This window comes from Cupriavidus sp. H39, from assembly GCF_050271075.1.
Lineage (GTDB): Bacteria > Pseudomonadota > Gammaproteobacteria > Burkholderiales > Burkholderiaceae > Cupriavidus > Cupriavidus necator_B.
The window spans coordinates 458844-477420 of record NZ_CP189847.1 but is presented as its reverse complement, the minus strand read 5'-3'; the positions used below and the strand labels follow the sequence as shown (position 1 = coordinate 477420).

General features: G+C 62.6%; 17 protein-coding genes and 2 pseudogenes. 9 read left to right on the top strand and 10 right to left on the bottom strand.

The window, feature by feature from the left end; all coding sequences use genetic code 11:
* Positions 1-63: 63 nt before the first annotated feature.
* On the bottom strand, positions 64-756 hold the full coding sequence (locus ACOCMH_RS14620; protein WP_427309042.1) for a nucleotidyl transferase AbiEii/AbiGii toxin family protein: 693 nt from the start codon (positions 754-756) through the stop codon (positions 64-66).
* Positions 753-1256 carry a helix-turn-helix transcriptional regulator gene (locus ACOCMH_RS14615; RefSeq protein ID WP_427309040.1) on the bottom strand — a complete coding sequence of 168 codons (504 nt, stop codon included), beginning with the start codon at positions 1254-1256 and terminating at the stop codon, positions 753-755. Before ACOCMH_RS14615 ends, ACOCMH_RS14620 begins: the two co-directional genes overlap by 4 nt.
* Positions 1257-1477: 221 nt before the next feature.
* On the opposite strand from ACOCMH_RS14615, the gene ACOCMH_RS14610 reads away from it, so the two are divergent.
* The 6 genes from ACOCMH_RS14610 to ACOCMH_RS14585 all read left to right on the top strand — a co-directional run bounded on the left by ACOCMH_RS14610 (position 1478) and on the right by ACOCMH_RS14585 (position 8418).
* Positions 1478-2314 carry a MurR/RpiR family transcriptional regulator gene (locus ACOCMH_RS14610; protein WP_427309038.1) on the top strand — a complete coding sequence of 279 codons (837 nt, stop codon included), beginning with the start codon at positions 1478-1480 and terminating at the stop codon, positions 2312-2314.
* A gap of 21 nt (positions 2315-2335) precedes the next feature.
* Entirely contained in the window at positions 2336-3568 is a 1233-nt protein-coding gene (locus ACOCMH_RS14605) for a diaminopropionate ammonia-lyase (RefSeq protein WP_427309037.1), read from the top strand.
* Entirely contained in the window at positions 3565-4812 is a 1248-nt protein-coding gene (locus ACOCMH_RS14600) for a M20 family metallo-hydrolase (protein ID WP_427309035.1), read from the top strand. The genes ACOCMH_RS14605 and ACOCMH_RS14600 overlap by 4 nt, the downstream gene beginning before the upstream one ends.
* A 28-nt stretch (positions 4813-4840) precedes the next feature.
* Positions 4841-5785, top strand: coding sequence for an N-carbamoyl-D-amino-acid hydrolase (locus ACOCMH_RS14595; RefSeq protein WP_427309033.1), 945 nt, complete (start codon positions 4841-4843; stop codon positions 5783-5785).
* Positions 5786-5907: 122 nt separating this feature from the next.
* On the top strand, positions 5908-7239 hold the full coding sequence (locus ACOCMH_RS14590) for an MFS transporter (RefSeq protein ID WP_427309230.1): 1332 nt from the start codon (positions 5908-5910) through the stop codon (positions 7237-7239).
* A 15-nt stretch (positions 7240-7254) separates the two neighbouring features.
* On the top strand, positions 7255-8418 hold the full coding sequence (locus tag ACOCMH_RS14585; protein WP_427309032.1) for a YgeY family selenium metabolism-linked hydrolase: 1164 nt from the start codon (positions 7255-7257) through the stop codon (positions 8416-8418).
* Between the two features lie 935 nt (positions 8419-9353).
* On the opposite strand, the gene ACOCMH_RS14580 is transcribed toward ACOCMH_RS14585, so the two are convergent.
* Positions 9354-9578 carry a DUF2188 domain-containing protein gene (locus ACOCMH_RS14580; protein WP_427309030.1) on the bottom strand — a complete coding sequence of 75 codons (225 nt, stop codon included), beginning with the start codon at positions 9576-9578 and terminating at the stop codon, positions 9354-9356.
* Positions 9579-9909: 331 nt separating this feature from the next.
* Between ACOCMH_RS14580 and ACOCMH_RS14575 the strand changes: the two are divergent.
* Positions 9910-10254 (top strand): annotated as a pseudogene (locus ACOCMH_RS14575) (enoyl-CoA hydratase/isomerase family protein); the annotation flags it as partial.
* A gap of 29 nt (positions 10255-10283) precedes the next feature.
* On the opposite strand, the gene ACOCMH_RS14570 reads toward ACOCMH_RS14575, so the two are convergent.
* From ACOCMH_RS14570 to ACOCMH_RS14560, 3 genes are all read right to left on the bottom strand, one after another.
* Complete coding sequence (locus ACOCMH_RS14570) at positions 10284-10718, bottom strand: MarR family winged helix-turn-helix transcriptional regulator (protein ID WP_427309029.1); 435 nt, start codon at positions 10716-10718, stop codon at positions 10284-10286.
* A 350-nt stretch (positions 10719-11068) separates the two neighbouring features.
* Positions 11069-11425: a hypothetical protein gene (locus ACOCMH_RS14565; protein WP_427309028.1), complete on the bottom strand. Its 357-nt coding sequence runs from the start codon at positions 11423-11425 to the stop codon at positions 11069-11071.
* A 93-nt stretch (positions 11426-11518) separates the two neighbouring features.
* Positions 11519-12037: a hypothetical protein gene (locus ACOCMH_RS14560; RefSeq protein ID WP_427309027.1), complete on the bottom strand. Its 519-nt coding sequence runs from the start codon at positions 12035-12037 to the stop codon at positions 11519-11521.
* 966 nt (positions 12038-13003) lie between these two features.
* Here ACOCMH_RS14560 and ACOCMH_RS14555 point away from each other — a divergent pair.
* Positions 13004-13861, top strand: coding sequence for a transglutaminase-like domain-containing protein (locus ACOCMH_RS14555; protein ID WP_427309025.1), 858 nt, complete (start codon positions 13004-13006; stop codon positions 13859-13861).
* Positions 13862-13867: 6 nt separating this feature from the next.
* On the opposite strand, the gene ACOCMH_RS14550 is transcribed toward ACOCMH_RS14555, so the two are convergent.
* A complete protein-coding gene (locus ACOCMH_RS14550; RefSeq protein WP_427309228.1) occupies positions 13868-14179 on the bottom strand; it encodes a hypothetical protein in 312 nt (103 codons plus the stop codon).
* A 1978-nt stretch (positions 14180-16157) separates the two neighbouring features.
* On the opposite strand from ACOCMH_RS14550, the gene ACOCMH_RS14545 reads away from it, so the two are divergent.
* A complete protein-coding gene (locus tag ACOCMH_RS14545; RefSeq protein ID WP_427309023.1) occupies positions 16158-16373 on the top strand; it encodes a hypothetical protein in 216 nt (71 codons plus the stop codon).
* Positions 16374-16381: 8 nt separating this feature from the next.
* On the opposite strand, the gene ACOCMH_RS14540 is transcribed toward ACOCMH_RS14545, so the two are convergent.
* From ACOCMH_RS14540 to ACOCMH_RS14530, 3 genes and pseudogenes are all read right to left on the bottom strand, one after another.
* Positions 16382-16693, bottom strand: coding sequence for a DUF2188 domain-containing protein (locus ACOCMH_RS14540; RefSeq protein WP_427309022.1), 312 nt, complete (start codon positions 16691-16693; stop codon positions 16382-16384).
* Positions 16694-16852: 159 nt separating this feature from the next.
* Entirely contained in the window at positions 16853-17068 is a 216-nt protein-coding gene (locus ACOCMH_RS14535; protein ID WP_427309021.1) for a DUF2188 domain-containing protein, read from the bottom strand.
* A 678-nt stretch (positions 17069-17746) separates the two neighbouring features.
* Positions 17747-18518, bottom strand: a pseudogene (locus ACOCMH_RS14530) (GH36-type glycosyl hydrolase domain-containing protein); the annotation flags it as partial.
* Between the last annotated feature and the right edge of the window lie 59 nt (positions 18519-18577).

Sequence of the window (18577 nt, the reverse complement as noted above, 5' to 3'; positions counted from 1 at the left end):
ATAATCTTTATTACGCGCAAAATGCCTTATAAGGCTCTTTTAACCTGCATCGCGGTTTGCATCCTAAGGACGCCGCAGTTCGGCGCCCCTCGGTGTAGCACCTTCGGCGCTCAGCACCGAATGGAGAAAATCCTCCACTAGAGCAACGCACTCGTCAAAACTCCGGTTGAAACTAATGCGCTGGATCCTGCTGAACTGCTCGCGCATGATCGGAGGGCCGGGCTGGACTTGGTTCAGGAAGGCGGACGCGTGTCGAAGCAGAAATGGCGCAGCGCGCACGAGTGCTGTGGGTTCTTGCTCGACTACGACTGCCAAGTCAAAGAGATCCCGCGCAGTAGCCCGGTCGCCACGATGGTACAGTTTCTTGGCAACGATCTCGGCCGCAGTCTCGACCTTGACGGGTCGCCCCATGATCTCCCAGATCTCGAATGGCTCATCGGTCAGGTTGGGCGAGGCAACGATGTCGACTTCGCCTGCGTCAAGGACCAGTTTGACGAAATTCCCCTGCTCAACGTAGTCGCTCGTAATGCTTTCGGCCTCACTCAAACGCGGCGTCACAAAGCCTAGGTATTGCGGATCCGGTACAAAAAGGTCGATATCACGGGAAAAGCGATGGCGGTACCGGAGCATCAGCACCGTCCCTCCCCCAAAGGTCCAGAACGGCTCGATGCCTCCGCGCTTTTTCACCTCTTCCATCAACGTGAAAGCATGCGGGAACAGGCTTTCCCAGATGTCACCTTGGAGTTCTACCTTCATGCCCACAGGCCTCCGCGGCTCACCATCAAGGACTGCGCGAGCCGCCTAAGGTTTTTCCAGATGTCAGCCGGATTCCGATGCTGCTTCGCCGCTACTTCCGCAACTACTTTGGTGACGAGTTGCAGAGGCGCCTCATCCAAAACTTGGGCGACTTGGGGACGATATTCTGCCGGCACCTCCCCAGTGGCGAGGGCGCGCTCGAGTTCGGTTGGTGTGAGTTCGCCTGTGTAGCTGATGTTAGCGCCCTTCGCGGCCATCCACAGCGCGCGCGTCGGTGCCCCCCTCATCCGCCGGCTTTCCTCGGGATCCTTAATATCGATTGCCAGGCCGAGCACGTCCATCAGTCGCCCCAGCGTCTGAAGCGTGGCGTTCACGCTGCCGTGCTCGATCCCATTGAGCGACTGGCGGGACAGCCCGGCCATGTCGGCCAGCTGCTGCTGGGTCAAGCCTAGGGCAATCCGCTTGCGTTGAATCGCGTTACCTAAGAGAGCAGGAATCATGGCGGTGGCCTTCGAACGTATGTGTCAAGTATAGACGACAAATAGGCTCATAACGAGTTGCGGTGAACTCAGCCAAGTGAAACGCATCGACCGCGTGCATCATGTGCGCGACAATCCGCGTGAAACCAAAGTTTCACTCAAGATATTGTTTGACACTTTCGTTTCATCAACCTATATTTCTGAAACCGAAGTTTCATTCGGCCCCGAACATGACCTCATCGTTGCAAGAAAAAATCCTCACGCTGAACGACCAGCTCACCGAAAGCGAGCGCCGCCTGGCCGCTGTGACCCTGGAGTGCATCGGCAACCTTGCCGCCTATTCGGCCACCGAACTGGCCCAAAAGGCCGGCGTGTCCAAGGCGACCGCCGGCCGGTTCTTCCGCCGCCTTGGCTACGAGAACTTCAATGAGGTCCGCGCCCTGCTGCGCGACGAGGCCGACCGCGGATCGCCGCTGTATGAGCTGGCCGGCGTGCAAGCCCCTGCCGACGACCAGGCGCCGCTGGCCCGCCATCTCGCCAATGACCTGCAGAACCTCGCCCAGACCTTCGACCGACTGCACCCGGCCGAGGTCAAGCGCGCCGTCGCGCTGTTGGCCGGCGCCGGCCGGGTCTTTATCGCCGGCTTCCGCAACGGCCGCGTGCTGGCGCAGTACGCATGGGCGCTGCTGACCCAGTTGCGGCCGGGCGTCACGCTGGCGCCGGGCGCCGGCCTGAACCTTGCCGAAGACCTTGCCGATCTGGGCGCGGACGATGTGCTGCTGGTGATGGACTTCCGCCGCCGCGTCACGCTGCTGTGGCCAATGGTGGCGCACGCCAACCGCGTGGGCGCCAAGGTCGTGATCCTGACCGACCCCAGCGCGACCGACCTGCCGGCACGCTCCGACGTGGTGCTTCGCTGCGTCAACCACGGCGCCGCGGTGTTCGACTCCTATGTCGCGGCCGTCAGCCTGATCAACCACCTTTGCACAAGCCTCGCGCTGATCCTCGGCGACGCGGCGCGCGAGCGGCTCGAGGAAATCGAGTCGCTCCATGACCACTACGGCGACTTGCATCGCTAGATCCCAACCCAGGAGACTGTCTTGAACCACCCGCTCCCCAACCTGAAGCTGCAGTGCGCGCTGAACCCGGCCGCGACGCCCGGCGCCCCCTACGGCAAGCGCCAGCAAGCCGTGCTCGGCGGCGACGCCTTTGTCCGCGCCGCCGCGCAGATCCGCCGCTGGCCGGGCTACGCACCGACGCCGCTGGTCGCCCTCGATGGCCTGGCGCGCGCCGCCGGTGTCGCGCAGATCCTCTACAAGGACGAAGGCGACCGCTTCGGGCTGGGCAGCTTCAAGGCGCTGGGCGGTGCCTACGCGGTCAGTCGCCTGCTGCTGCGCGAGATCGGCAACCGGCTGGGCGTGAGCGACGTGTCGGTCCATGACCTGCTGTCGGGCCGCTATGCCGACGTGGTGCAGGACATCACCGTCACCTGCGCCACCGACGGCAACCACGGCCGCTCCGTGGCCTGGGGGGCGCAGCGCTTCGGCTGCCAGTGCGTGATCTATATCCATGCGACGGTCAGCGAGGGCCGCAAGGCCGCCATCGAACAGTATGGCGCGCAGGTGGTCCGCACCGCCGGCAACTACGACGACTCGGTGCGCCAGGCGGCCGAGGATGCGGCACGGCTGGGGCGCTTCGTGGTCTCCGACACTTCCTATGAAGGCTATATGGAAGTACCCAAGGACGTGATGCAGGGCTACGCGGTGATGGCCGACGAGGCGCTGCGCCAGTTGCCTGACGGCCAGTTGCCCACCCACGTGTTCCTGCAGGGCGGTGTGGGCGGGCTTGCCGCCGCTGTCTGCGCGCACTTCTGGGAAGTGCTCGGCGACAAGCGCCCCCGCTTTATCGTGGTCGAGCCGGACAAGGCCGCCTGCCTCTATGAAAGCGCGCGCGCCGGCAAGCCGGTGGCGGTCCATGGCGACCTCGACACGGTGATGGCCGGGCTCGCCTGCGGCGAAGTCTCGCTGCTGGCGTGGGAAGTGCTGCATCCCGGCGCGCATGCCTTCCTGACCATCGACGACGCCTCCGCGCTGGAAAGCGTGCGCCTGCTGGCCGACGGCCCTTATGGCGATGCCCCCATCGTCGCCGGCGAATCGGCGGTGGCGGGGCTGGCCGGATGCCTTGGCGCCATGGCCGATCCCGCCACGCGTGAACAACTCGGCTTGACCGCGGCCAGCCGGGTGCTGGTGTTCGGCAGCGAAGGCGCGACCGACGTGGCGCTGTACCAGCGCATCGTCGGCCGCCTGCCCGAAGCCGTGAGGAAAGCAGCGTGACCACGACCCTCGACCTTGAGCGAACCGCGCGGATCGACCTGCCTCGGCTGCTGCGCCGGATCGCCATGCTCGGCGAAGTCGGCGCCATCGAAGGCGGCGGAGTCTGCCGGCTAGCGCTGACCGACGAAGACCGCGCCGGGCGCGACCTGGTGGTGTCGTGGATGCGCCAACTGGGGCTGGCGGTCAGCATCGACGGTATCGGCAACGTGGTCGGCGTGCGTGCCGGCCGCGAAGACCTGCCGCCGGTGATGACCGGCTCGCACATCGACACCGTGCGCACCGGCGGGCGCTATGACGGCAACCTCGGCGTGCTTGCCGGCCTGGAAGCTATGGCCGCACTGGACGATGCCGGCATCGTCACGCGCCGTCCACTGGCCGTTGCGTTCTTCACCAACGAGGAAGGCGCGCGCTTTGCCCCGGACATGATGGGTAGCCTGGTGTTCCAGGGCGACCTGCCGTTGCAGCAGGCGCTGGATACACGCGGCATCGACGGCACCACGGTCGGAGAAAACCTCGCGCGGATCGGCTATGCCGGCCCTGCGCCAGTGGGTCGCAACCGCGTGCATGCCTTCGTCGAACTGCATGTCGAGCAGGGCCCGGTGCTTGAGCACGAGGACATCGCCATTGGCGCGGTCACCGGCGTGCAGGGCATCCACTGGAGCGAATTCACCGTGGAGGGCACCTCCAACCACGCCGGCACGACACCGATGCGGCTGCGCCACGACGCCGGCCTCATCGCCGCGCGCGTCGCCTGCTTCGTGCGCGACCTGTCGCGCGAGCTGGGCGGCGCGCAGCTCGCGACCGTCGGGCAGGTGCAGTGTTTCCCTAACCTCGTCAACGTGATCCCGAACCGCGCGGTGTTCACGGTCGACCTGCGTAATACCGATGGCGCTGTGCTGGCGGAAGCGGTGCAACGCACGCTGGCCTATGCGCAGGAGATGGCAAAGGCCGAGGGCGTTCGCCTCAGCCAGCGCACGCTCGCCGACTTCGCGCCGGTGGCGTTCGATGCCGGCATGGTCGACCGCGTCGAGGCCATCGCGCGCCGGCACGGGCACAGCGTGCGGCGCATGCCGAGCGGCGCGGGGCACGACGCCCAGATACTCGCCCGCATGTGCCCGGCCGGCATGATCTTCGTGCCAAGCGTGGCCGGCCTGTCGCACAACGTCGCCGAACTGACCCACGACCGCGACATCCAGGCCGGCGCCGACGTGCTGCTCGACCTGATGCTCGAACTTGCCGCCTGACATTCCCCGCATAACAGGAGACTTGATCATGTCCCGCTTTGTCCATGTCGCCGCAGCCCAGCTCGGCCCGATCCAGCGCAGCGACTCGCGCCGCGACGTCGTTGCCCGCCTGCTGGCCCACCTGCACCATGCCCACGAGATGGGCTGCCACCTGGTGGTGTTCCCGGAACTTGCGCTGACCACTTTCTTCCCGCGCTGGTACATGGAAGACCCCGAAGCGCTCAACGCCTTCTACGAGCGCGAAATGCCCGGCCCCGAGACGCGCGTGCTGTTCGACACCGCCGCGCGGCTCGGCATCGGCTTTTACCTCGGCTATGCGGAACTGGCGCTCGAAGGTGGCGCGGAGCGGCGCTACAACACTGCCATCCTCGTCGGCCGAGACGGCAAGATCATCGGCAAATACCGCAAGGTGCACCTGCCCGGCCACGACCAGCATGAGCCATGGCGCGCCTTCCAGCACCTGGAAAAGCGCTATTTCGAGCCGGGCGACGACTTCGGCGTCTGGCAAGGCTTCGGCGGCGTCATGGGCATGGCGCTGTGCAACGACCGCCGCTGGTCGGAGACCTATCGCGTGATGGGCCTGCAAGGCGCCGAGATGATCCTGCTTGGCTACAACACGCCCGTGCACAACCCGCCCGCGCCGGAGCACGACGACCTGTCGATGTTCCACAACCACCTTGTGATGCAGGCAGGCGCCTACCAGAACGGCACTTGGGTGGTCGGCGTAGCCAAGGCCGGCAAGGAAGAAGGCTGCGAGCTGATCGGCGGCACCTGCATCATCGCGCCCTCGGGTGAGATCGTCGCGGCCTGCTCGACCAAGGGCGACGAACTGGCCATCGCGCGCTGTGACCTCGACCTGTGCCAGTCGTACAAGTCCACGACCTTCAACTTCGAGCGGCACCGCCGCCCCGAGGCCTACGGCCGCATCACCAGCCAGCGCGGCGCGACCCCGCCGCAGGCACTGGCCGCGTAGCCGGCGGCCTTCTCCGCCCCCTTCCCTAGTAGAAACAAAAAGTACATGCAGGCGCCTGCGGGCGCCCGCAGGGGGCGTTGTTGTCTCATCAAATCCAAAGGAGGAACATAGTGAGCGATTCCCTGCATTCCGCGCCGGCGCTGCACGCGCCGGCCGCGACCCCGAACACATCGGACACGGTGGCAGCGCACGATAATGCGCTCTACCGCAAGGTGGCCTGGCGACTGCTGCCCTTCCTGATGGCCTGCTACGTGGCAGCCTTCCTGGACCGCGTCAACGTCGGCTTTGCCAAGCTGCAGATGCTGGACCAGCTGAAGTTCAGCGACACGGTGTACGGCCTCGGTGCCGGCATCTTCTTCATCGGCTACTTCCTGTTCGAAGTGCCGAGCAATGTGCTGATGCACCGCATCGGCGCCAAGAAGACGCTGGCGCGCATCATGGTCCTGTGGGCCTGCATCTCAGCCTGCATGGCACTGACCAAGACACCGACGCAGTTCTACATCCTGCGCTTCCTGCTGGGCGCGGCCGAGGCGGGCTTCTATCCCGGCATCATCCTGTACCTCACCTACTGGTTCCCGTCGCACCGCCGCGGCCAGGTGATCGCGGTCTTCATGACCGCGGTGCCGGTGGCAGGCATCCTCGGCGGACCGCTGTCGGGCTGGATCATGGAAAGCATGCACCAGCACTACGGCTTTGCCGGCTGGCAATGGATGTTCCTGCTCGAGGCGATCCCGTCGGTGGTACTGGGCCTTGCCGTGCTCTGGTACCTCGACGACAGCATCGCCGAGGCACGCTGGCTCAGCGCGGCCGAGAAACACCACCTCGCGCACAACATCGCGGCGGAGAAGGCAAGCAAGACCGAGCATGTGTCGCTGCTGAAACTGTTCCGCGACCGCCGAGTCATCCATATGGCGCTGATCTGCTACTGCACGGTCTCCAGCCTGTCCGGCCTCGCGTTCTGGATTCCGTCGGTGATCCGCTCGACGGGCGTGGTGTCGCTGCTCGACGTCGGCCTGCTGACGGCGATCCCGAACGCGTTCGCGGTGGTGTCGATGATCCTGGTGTGCCGGCATTCCGACAAGACGCGCGAGCGGCGCTGGCATATGGTCATCCCGTTTCTCGTCGGCGGCACTGGCCTCGCGCTCAGCACGATGTTCAGCCATAACCCGGCGTTCGCGGTAGCGATGCTGTCAGTGGCTGCGGCCGGGTGCATGGTTTGCTCGCCGCTGTTCTGGAGCCTGCCGACTGCCTTCCTCGAAGGGCGCAGCGCGGCGGCAGGCATTGCGGCAATCAATTCCTTCGCCGGCCTCGCCGCCTTTGCCAGCCCCTATGCGATCGGCTGGATCAAGGACCTGACCGGCTCGACCGATTGGGGCATGTACTTCCTCGCTTCCTTTACTGTGATCGGTGCGCTGCTGGTGCTGCGCGTGCCCGCTACGCTGGTCAACCGCTGAAAAAAGGGAAACACCATGATGATCGATCCAGCAAGCCATCTCAGTGATGTCGCATCGCTGGCACGCGAGATGGTGCGCATTCCGAGCCTTTCCGGGCAAGAGGGCGACCTGGCCGCGCTGCTGTCACGCCGTATGGCCGAAGCCGGCTTCACCTCGGTGACGACGGACCGCAACGGCAGCGTGCTCGGGCTGATCGGCCCCGAGGACGCCGATGTGGCGCTGTTGTTCGACGGCCATATGGACGTGGTGCCGGTTACCGGCACGTGGCGCTTCGAGCCATTCGGCGGCACCATCCACGACGGCCGGCTGTACGGACGCGGCAGCACCGACATGAAGGGCGGCATCGCCGCCGCCATCTGCGGCGTCGCCGCGGCGGCGCGGGAGCGGCCGCTGCGCAAGCGCATCGCGGTGTCCGCCAGCGTGCTGGAGGAAGTCATCGAAGGGCATGCGCTGGCATCGGTGCTCGGCCGATGCGAGCCCGCGGCGGTGGTCATCTGCGAGCCTTCGAAGCTGCAGGTCAAGACGGGACAGAAGGGACGGCTTGAAATCCAGCTCACCTTCGACGGCAAACCAGCGCATGCGGCAACGCCGCATCTCGGCGTCAATCCGCTGCACGCCGCCGCACGTGCGCTGACGGCGCTGGAAGGCCTGCAACTGCCGGTCGACCCGGTCCTTGGCGCCGCGCTGCTGGTGCCCACGGACATCGTCTCGTCGCCGTATCCATCGATCTCGATGATCCCGACTTCGGCGACCATCCGCTTCGACCGTCGCACTCTGGACGGCGAGACGCGCGAGGACATACTCGGCCAGATCGGCACCTGCCTCCGCGCCAATGGTCTGCATGGCTTTTCACTGACGGTGTCCGACGATGAGGTGCAGACCTTCACCGGCGAATCGGCGCGGCCGACCCGCTGGCTGCCGGCATGGCAGCAGCCGCAAAGCACCCCGCTGGTGCAGGCCGCGATGCGCGCTATCGCGCAAGCCGGGCACTCGCCGCAGATCGGAACCTGGGCGTTCTGCACCAACGGCTCTGAATCGGCCGGCCGCCGCAGCATTCCGACCATCGGGCTGGGGCCTGGATGCGAGGAGGACGCGCATACCATCGATGAATCGATCGCGCTGGAACAGCTGGAGGGGGCGCGTGAGATCTATCGCAACCTGGTTCTGGAGGTGGCCTGACACTACACCTGAATGAGGCATTTGCGCGCCGCTTCAAAGCATGCGCGCCGCCTCGTCGAGCAACGCTCATGGCGACCTTACGCCGCGCGGAAGGGATTCGGCCTCGCCGACCAGTTTCCCCGCGGCGAGAAGTACCAGCGAACGGGACCGCTTAGCCGGTCAAGCCGCTGAACGCGCTGAAGAAGACGCGCGCGCGCCAGAGGCAAGGCTGGTACCGCGGCTCGAATGCCGCCCTACAATTCGCTCTTGCCGATGTCGTCCAGCACGCAGACCTCGTCGTCCAAGCTGTAGCCGGGGGAGGGTGGCCAGCGACTCGAACAGATCAGGAACCAGATGGTGGTGTTCGCCACGTTGTGGGACTTCAGTCGGGACGCGGCTCGCGCGGCAGGCCCTCTTTTGAAGCATGGGCTGCAAGGCATCGATGGAAGGCGGGGCGGATGCCGTGTGGTAACTGCAGCGAGCGTTCTAACGTAGCCTGAAAAAGAGACCCCTTGGGCCCGGGGGTTCCCAAGGGGCCCGGAAAACGCACGGCTGGCGCCAGCCCTGCGTTTCCCAATGCTGGATGAAACGCGCGCGTTGTGCGTCGACCAGACGGCCTACATCCGGCGGGCATTTGGGGTGATTCACGAATGAACGTGCGCTCTCGCTATCCGACGAAGTCCGCCGGATTGGTGTCCTCCGCGCAGCAATATCACGCTGCCGGCGAGCGGCTGGATGTGAAGCTCGATGTTATCGCGTCGGGCACGAGCCCAGGCCGCGCTGATCGCGGCTTCGAGCGCAGGGAACAACTGAGACGCGGCTCTGACGTGCCGCCTATTTCGAGCGCCCGTACCTGTTCGATGTGCACGACGCTAAGGCTTGTCGCTGGCATCGCACACTCCTTAGACCGGTGCAGTGAACTGCAGCGGCAGATGCCATCCCGTGCTAAAAGCGTATCAGCCTTTGATGTCGCGCGGATCGTTGCCGAACGAGTTCCGCTCCCGGATCTGCCCGTCGCGGCCGTGGATCAGCAGCTCGACCTTCTCGCGCTTAGCCCGCTCAGTGCCGGCTGCAATCGCAGCTTCCTGCATGGCGAACTGCTGCTGGACGCCGTCGCCGCCTTCCGCTTCAACTGCCCAGCCGTTGTTGGTGGGCACGAAGTGAATATTCTTGCCTGGCATGGCTGTCTCCTTGGCTGTTTATGCTGCCGTCAGTCTCTGGCGCCGAGTGATGGCGGTTCGGACGCTGTCCGACAAAAGAAAAGCCCTCGGCCGGCTGGCGAGTGCTTCAAGCTTGGGTCGGCGATCGCGGAACCGCCTGAAACTATATTCTTCTCAGTAGCTTTTCAGATCGGACCCCTTTCCAGATTGATTATCGACCCGTCAATCAATAGCGGCCATACGCGGCGACAACAAGGAATATCCCAACCGCGCTAGACCTCCATGCATCTCTTTGCCGGCCGTTTCGACAACGACCAAACGGTTGGATCGGGTGTTTTGACGTCATTGTTGCCTGCTTCCGCTTCGCGTTGGCCATGCCAGGGCATTCGAGATGTTCGCCATGGGTGAGCCGCTCAATGCGCAAACCGCGCTGGCCTGGGGCATCGCCAACAAGGTCTGCGCCAACGACCAACTCCGCGCTGAAGCTGGACAGATGGCCGAACGCATCGCCGCCAAGTCGGCAGGCTCACTGAGCGCCTTGAAGGCGCTGATGCGCCAGGCCGAGATGCTGGTTACACGAATGGACAGCGAGAGCGCGAAATTCCAGGAGCGGCTCACGAGTGCAGAAGCCAGGGAGGCATTCGCGGCCTTTGCCGAAAAGCGCAAACCGGATTTTTCGAAGGTCACGCAGCGCTAGGCGGTGTAGGGCGCCAGCCGCGAATCAGGCTAGACGTCGCCCTCGTCGGCAACGGGAAACTTGGTCTGCAGGCTGGTCAGCCATCGCGCCACTACATCGATCTCTGCGTCGGTGAACCCTTCGGTCAATCTGGCGTTGAGATCCGTCATGCCGACCTTGGAGCGCTGTCGCGCGTAGCGTCCTGCGTCTGTCAACCACAGGCGCGTCGCACGGCCATCGTTCTCATCGGCACGGCGCTCGATCAAGCCCGCTCTCTCCGTCCTGTCAGCTAGCCCGCTCATCCCTGGGGCACCAAGGTCCAGCGCGGCTGCAGCTTCGCTCATCAACGCCCCATTGTGCGTGCCCAGAAAAAACAGCAACCCCGATTGCGCCGCAGTGACGCCACCCCGCGCAGCACGCGCCTGCGACCAGCGTTGCAGCCGGCGCTGCCCGACGTTTAGGAGATAGACGAGGCGATGTTTCATGGTCGGGCATGCAACGGCTGTCGATTTAATTCGCGCGCGAATCATATCACGATTTGCCGGCAAGGCACTCCGAGTCATCGCAAGTAGCCGCCAGACCCGAATCTTGCATGCGCGGCCTGACCCCGCGACCGCTTCGCCGACTCCGGCCGTCCCTGACCTGTCCTAGCCACAGAAACGGTACGCCGGATCATGACAGACGCCGGCTTCCGGGTCTCATACAAGCTGCGCCCCGCCCAAGACGCACCAGCCAAGAAACCGCCGGGCCCCGCGGACGATCGACCTGACGCTGTTCAACGGTAGTCACCAATCGTGAAGCGTCTTTGTATAGCTGACCCGCTCTCGGCCTCCGTTCATTCATACGGTCCGAGAATAACGTCCACCGCGGCTCGCCCTGCCAGTTCCGCGACGAGGTAAGCCCAACGTCTGGAGTACGGCCCGAAGACTTTGATTCGCTTGCCAATCGCCGCGACGCCCGGCGGCCTCATGGGTCCCTCGATCTGGAACCAAACATCAAACATGTCTTTAGATGACATATGGATATCGACATGGATATTGAACTCACGATACTCGGTCACGCGATCCATCGCCATTTCTAATCTTTGTAGAATGAGTTTGTCGACGTAAGGCTTCGCTGAGTAGGAATCGATGCTGATCTGAATTCGGAGCAGCAGGATCCAACCATAGGCGCCTGGCGAGGTGGCGGCCAAACTTCCTGGACGACATGTCGGACCTCGCCCTCTCGTTCAGGCTGAGTCACGTACGTTTCGGGGGAAATCCGCACGGCCGGTCCGAAGCAGCAATCATAGCCATCTGAAATTCGGCATCAGGTCACTATGCTCGTCGACGCCGACGCCGCCTACTTCGTTGACGATCTGCTTCAGGGCCTCCTTCGATTTCGAATCGCAACTGGCTATCATCAGTAACTGGCCCGGTGCTGTTTGCGCATTCTGCCGCCACAGCCCAACGCGGCCAATCTTGCCGCCAACCAATCCGCCGGCCCACCAGCCGATCATGGCGCCAAGCATGACAGCGCCAACATACGCAGCTGCCGTGGCACCGGCGCCAAAGGAGACCCCATATCGCAAAATGACTAGCGCGGCCGCAAGCGCGCCGACGAAGATTCCGGCGATTGCCGCCTCTTCGCGGTAAGTAGTCTGGCCGATGTCTGTCGGCGGAAATCCCTCGACTGGCTGATTGTCGCGCTGGACAAACCACGGCCCATTGACGCGTGCTGAGGTACCACCCAAATCGCCGAGTCGCACTTGTGCCAGTCGTGCCGTGGCGGTGTCTTTCAGACTGAAATACAACAGCGTACGCATAAATTTACCTCACGCAATCTCAGTGTCCATTTCCGGCGAGCCGGCGGATGCTTTCTAGATGGCTGCGGCCGATGCTCCTGATGGGACTGGTTCGGGTGCAGGACGGTGACCGCAGGTCTGGCCAGCCTTCATTGACAGCACGATCCCAGTCAATCAGCAGGGTGACTGACCGTTGCCCTGTGGGTGCGGGCAAGCGCATGACTCCGAATCGCTGGGTGTTCCCCTTTGGCGACCCACCTAACTGGCGGTCACGTAAAAGGTGCGTGACATATATGGTCCGGTAAGTGGTCTCTGTAGATTCTTTTGGCACGATATCTTCCTTCATTGCCTGCCAGGGTGGCATCGTGATGGCAGTGTTGAACAACTGTCCCCGTTGTGGGCGCTGATTCTCCGTTGCAAACGGGTAGTCATTTCCACCCATATCGCATTGCTCAGGATCGTTACGGCGTCTTCAGCACGAAGAGAGCAAGGCTGCGCCAACCTGAAATGCGGAAGAGCCACAACGAAGGCGGAAGCCAACTTTGCGATCGGTCTTGCCGAGAAGAGCCTCTCTCTCCAGACATCGATTGCATCGATTCTGGCGAAAGACTGGCTTGCCTGGCTACTGAGAGAGAGGACGAACGGCGGTCGCCGCGTGGCATCCTGCATGGACGTTCCAGGAATCCCCATGAGTGACTTCAGGAGTCACCAGTCCTAAGACGTCATCGAGGGGGAGAGCCCGGAAACGAGTGATAGGCGGAGCAGAAGTACTTAGCTTCCGAAACGCTTCACCTAGCAGTATAGAAGGGGCGATGCACACCGTCCTAACCTGCTTACAAATTGATCGGGGAGGGGTTTCGTCGCGCACCCGCAGTGCCCCTAGCGCGGACCGCTCGCCCACTTCTGGCGCTACACTGAATTGGATGGCCAGAGCCGTTCCCGCGGCCGAGGAGCCCTTCTCTGCCCCATGTCGACACAAGGTCGGAAATGAACCGTCTTCGGTACTCGGTGAACCTGTCCTATGAGATCCTCGATCCCACAGGAGACTTTCTGTTGATTGTCGAAGCTGCGAAGACAGCAAGACAGTCCGTTGTCTCCGAGCGTCTGGCGCTCATGCCACCGATTCAGGCCGCTCGCTACACGGATCCGCTCTGTAACCGACTGCTCAGGATACGTGCGATCAAGGGCCCGTTGGCCATCCGCTATGAAGCTGTGGTGGATATCGATCATCGGCTGGACGATGGCATGTCCTTAACGGAGGTACCGGTAGCAGAACTTCCCTTCGATGTACTGTCGTACTTGGCGCCGAGCCGGTATTGCGAATCCGATCGCATGATGGAGTTCGCCATGCGAGAGTTTGGCGGCATGCATCCCGGCTATTCGCGTGTGTATGCGATTCGAGAGTGGGTACGCAACCATGTGCGCTTTCTTTCGCGATCCACCAATGAGAGAACCTCGGCAATCGATACGATTGTCGAGCGCACCGGCGTATGCCGGGATTTTTCCCATCTGATGATCGCGATCTGCCGCGCTCTGAGTATTCCCGCCCGTATGTCCAGCAGCGTGGACTATGGTGCGGATCCCACCTACGGCGCACCGGACTTTCACGCGGTGGTCGAGGTGTTCCTGTCAGGCGGATGGTACCTGCTCGATCCCTCGGGGGTGTCCATTCCGACTGGTCTCCTGCGCATCGGCACCGGACGGGATGCCGCCGACATTCCGTTTGCCGCCATATTCGGCAAGGTCGAGTCGAAGCGGCCCTTTATCGAGATCCAACCAATGGCCGACCCGGCTGCCGGGATTGGCCTGCCGCTCGCAACGACGAGCGCCATCTCCACCTGGTAGCCGACATCAGCGCGCTTGGCCTTTCATCCCCTCGCTTTCCATGGCGGCGTTCCAATCTTCGTATGCTGCAGTCGGTTCCATGGCCTCGTCGACGAACGATGCTGCACGTTCGGCTGCAGCAGACGGCCCCAGAAGGAGATCTTCCTGAGGGCTATCCTCGGTCTTGGGAGGTAACAGCATGTCTTCTAGCATCCAACGCAGTTCCGACGTATCCCATGGCTTGCCAAGCCTCGCTTTTCTGTTCTGATAGTGGCGAACCTCCGAGTCTTGCTCGGCGGTCAGTGGCAGGCCTCGGAAAGTCTGTTCTCTGTTCAGGATGCATCATGGTACGCCTCCCTTATCGGTCGGCTTTCGTTGTAGGAGGATCTATCACCTTGAGGTGATATCGCGCGCCTTACCAGACACTTGCAGGCTTACGACTTCCTTTTGGCAAGACCGTCGTTCCGGACCCGTGACTGAACCGTGCTGAACGGAGTTATCGGTGCGGAAGGCTTTTTGGGTTGCTTTGGTTTTTTCGCTTCACGGTTGCTGCGTAGTTGGCTTTTTGCCATGACAACTCCTGGCTTGTTTGCCGGTTGGCAACCCCAGCATACGCGCTTAATCGTCGGCAAAGGGAATTATTTGATACAACCCATGACTTCGTATGGCCCCAAGCAAAGTCCCTATCCCTGGCATCGCGACCGAGCGTTCCACCTCGCGTCCTAGTGCCCCGACGCAGGGGCGGGCGATATGCGGCCCTTGGTTGGAACAGGTTGCGTCCGCCCAATTTCCTGATGACAGGGCATCCATCGGCCCAGCCGGTTGACCTCATCGGCTTCGGTACGAAGAGCGTATTACCAGGGTCTCCGCTCTCTCCACCGGGCTTAAGCGTAGTGGACTGCTTGAGCCCGGCGTCTGCCAGACTGCTCCGTCCGCACACGCCTGAATGATTTGCTTCGCTGCGCGATTGGAATCGCAAGCATGCCGCAATGGTGGAAGCGGCCATTAGGGCAACGGGAAGTTCGGATGTATGCAGTGTCCTTTCCGATCATCGGTCCGCGATTACGCATCGGTGAGTATGCCGGTGCTGGACCAAGAACGCTTCGGCTCTGCGACAACTGCTTGAGTATCCTTGCCGTCGAGGAATCAATGAATCCTTTCTGAAGGCACAGTCCTTCGGCGACCGCCGGCCAAAATGGCTGGATGAAGCTGCATCTCTCTTCCGCGTCGGGGGCGGGCGTATGGCGTCGTGGCTTGTACCCCGAGCCTGAAGGGTAAAACATACCGGCTGACCGAATGCCACCAGCTTCGCCCTCAACGCGGGCGGGTGCGCAGAACCGTCGCGGTGGACGTACGCCGGAGGCCGCCAGATGAGGTCTCGTGGAGCGCCGCGCCAGCCCGCGTTTTGCTGCATGAAATGCACGCGTTGTGCGTCGGCCAGACGAACTACACCGGCGGAGATTTGTGGTGATTCACGAGCGGACGTACGCCGACCTCGGTCTGACGACGTTGACAAGATTGACGCTCTCTGCGCGAAGCCGGACACCGCTGACCAGTGGCTGGATGTGAAGCTCGATGTGTTCGAGGTACGGGGCGAGTCCAGCCCGCACTGATCGCGGCTTCGAGCGTTGGGAAAAACTGACGCGGCTCTGAAGTGCCGTTTATTTCGAGCGACCATCCCTGTTCGGTTGCCACGACGCTAAGCCTTGTTGCTGGCATCACGCTATTCCGAAGACCGCCGCAGACGAGCTGCGGGAGCAGATGTACGCCGTGCTCAAAGCGTATCACCCTTTGATGTTACGTGGGACGCGGCAGAAGGGGTTCCGCTCGCGGATCTGGCCGTCGCGTCTGCTACTAGTTTTCGCGCGGCGCGGCAGGGGCTATCAGACGCCGTCTGACGAAAGAAAAGCCCTCGGCCGGATGGCGAGGGCTTTAAATTTAGGGTGGGCGATCCGGAAATGCCCGACGAAATGATGGCAAATAACTTCATCTCTCCGCACCCCACCAATTGGTGGCTCGCCGCCGTGCCGCAACATAAGGTGGCTTAAGGAGGCACATAGATTCGCTCACGCGAACTATGTATGGGAACCATGAGGCTAGACTGTGTACCTTCAGGGCAAAGCGCGCTGTACGCGCTTCTCGGAAGGGTATTGCGACGTCTTTATCACTTCGTCCGGGGGCGGGATTGAAGTGAAAGCGCAAGCAGGTCTCCGCTGCATAGCGAAATATAAGATTGTGCAATGCAAAAAAACGTCCTGCCGGCGCCTATACTGGAACGGGCGGCTGGGGGAATAGCCACTGAAAGGAGGTGGAAATTATGCTTAAGAAGCTATTATTTTTTGTTGTCATAAGTATCGTTGGCGCCGCCGGACTTCATGCCGGAACATTGGGACCGCGCGACCCCTATACCGATGGAGGCAAAACTGCAAAGTTTGACGTCTATACCGATGGTGCTTCGGTCACCGACAGGCGGGACGTCTTTTCCGAAGGGGCGCGGGTCACGAACCGCGACGGCTACACCGACGATGCATAACTAGGTGACTATCCGGGAAGGTTGTTCTCGGACGTGGCTCCTTGGGGCGCCGCGAGATCGGCGCCCGTTCGGTAGCCATCGCGGCCCCGCAGTCGGTTTCTCTTGGAAGTGGGCAGAGCGTAGTCACGGAAGTCGATCTCGCTATTTTTCCTTCCAACTCGGTGAATCATCAGAACCGCATCGTTCTCCATGGCCATGTGCACGCCCGCAGCGATGGCTGCATTGCGCGTCGGATAGGTGGTGTACTGTTCGACGCCATCTATTTCAACTGTCCAACGAGCGTCGTCAGTAAGCCGAACCTGAACGGTGATCGTTGTCATACAAGTCCCTCCTTGTATGAGTGGGTTATACCTATGTTTTAGGAAAGCTCTTCGTGACGCGCTGTAGGACAGTTCCCGCTTTTTTCGCGAAGTGAAGCCCCAGCGCACATGAGGTGCTCGCCCTTGACCGTAGCAGGCGCCGTCCCGGGCGCGAAGCCGTCACTTCTTGATGTCGCGTTGGGCGCTGGCATAGCTGCGTCGCTCGGTAAGTTCGCCGTCGACGTCATGAATCAGCAGATCAACGTTCTCACGCTTCGCTTGAGCGGCGCCGGCGGAAATGGCTTCCTCCTGGACGGGAAACGTGGTTCCGTCGCCACCGCCGGCGTGCTCGACAGTCCAGCCGGAATCCGACGCTACTACATGGATGTTGTGCATAGCCGGCTCCATCGGTTAACAGGATCAGTGTGCGCGCAGACCCGGCCCGGCGCAATTGGGCGCCGTCCGACAAAAGACGGCCCTCTGCCTGGTTGGCGAGGGCTTCTAGTTTGGATGGCAATCGCAACCGCTCGGAGAATGATCGCAAAAGAGCTGACTTCCGCATCCCAACAATTGGTGGTTTCAAAGCCATGCCATAGCCACCGGGCGTGAGAGGCTCTTCCCTTAAACGGTCAGTGACGATGCCGATGGCGCCTTTTAATCGCCCGGCCAGCGACGTCCAGAAGTGCGGCCGCCGTCCGCAGGTTTCGCGGGCCATTGGGGCGAAGGCGAATGTCTGGGGCACATACATACGGCCCGATAATCGGGGACTTTATCCGCCACGGACGAAGAGGTCTGCCTTAATGTATTGCGTCTTATACTGCGCTCAACCCCGCTGTTACGGGAGGAAAATTAAGTGCCCATACTGCGCGGCTAAGCCATTTTTTCTGACCTTGCATAGCTCCTCCGTAACGACTCTGTCGAGTGGCTTGCTTCGCTCAAATCTCGCTCGGACGCGCCCCAGCAACGCGCGGCATTTGCGGTCAACCGAGACTTGATCGCGCCTGTACATCGGCAAGGAAATCCTTGCGCGCATTCGCGCAGGCGTGGCCGGATGCAGGAATTGTCCAACATCTACAGTTCGACAGCTTTGTCGGCCACGCCGAGCATGGCAAACGCCGGGATTGCCTACATCGCGGATGGCTGAATTGCCCGCCGTTCTGGCGCAGGCCTGGCTGATATTCCTTGATGCAGACCAGGCCGAGGGAACCCTTGTCGAATGGCGGGTGAACAGCAGCGGCAGCCCGTCATCGCGGCGCAGCAGGCACCGCTCCTGCGAGCACATCGCGGCACGGGCACACACGGGATCGGCTGCGCCGGACAGACCGCCCAAGACTGCGCAATGGCGTCGATCCGGCATTCGTCACGGTCCTAGCCAGGTGCCGTCGTCGAAGGTCGCGCGGCGATACCAGTCGCCGTCCCAGGTCTCGCGCTCCAGGGCCTCGCCCAGCAAGGCCGCATGCGCGCGCCAGAGGTTGGCGCGCGCAGCATCGCGGGGCTGCGCTAGCGGTGCAAACATGGCGAGGGTGCGTGCCAGCAGCTAGCCCAGCCGGACGCTTTCGCCCTTACCGCCGGCGCCGGCAAGGTTCATGCCATCGTTCCAGTCGCCGCCGCCGCTCAGCGGCAATGCTCGCCGGTGTGCGCGATGCAAAAGTCGGGCACGCGCTCGCAGTGTTCGAACAGCGAGGCCGATACCTCCGAGACCATAGGCTGCAACAAGGCGTCGGCCTCGGCGGGCCCAGCAGCTGGCCTTTCAGGAAGGGCACCATCTCGTCCAGCCCGAGGCGTCCTCCGCGGCCGCGATATAGCTGGCCGTCGCGAACGGCAGCCATACACGGTCGTCGGAGATCGGTTACGCACTTGTTGCACTGGGCCTGACGCATGTAACCATTGCGTCGGTCACGATCT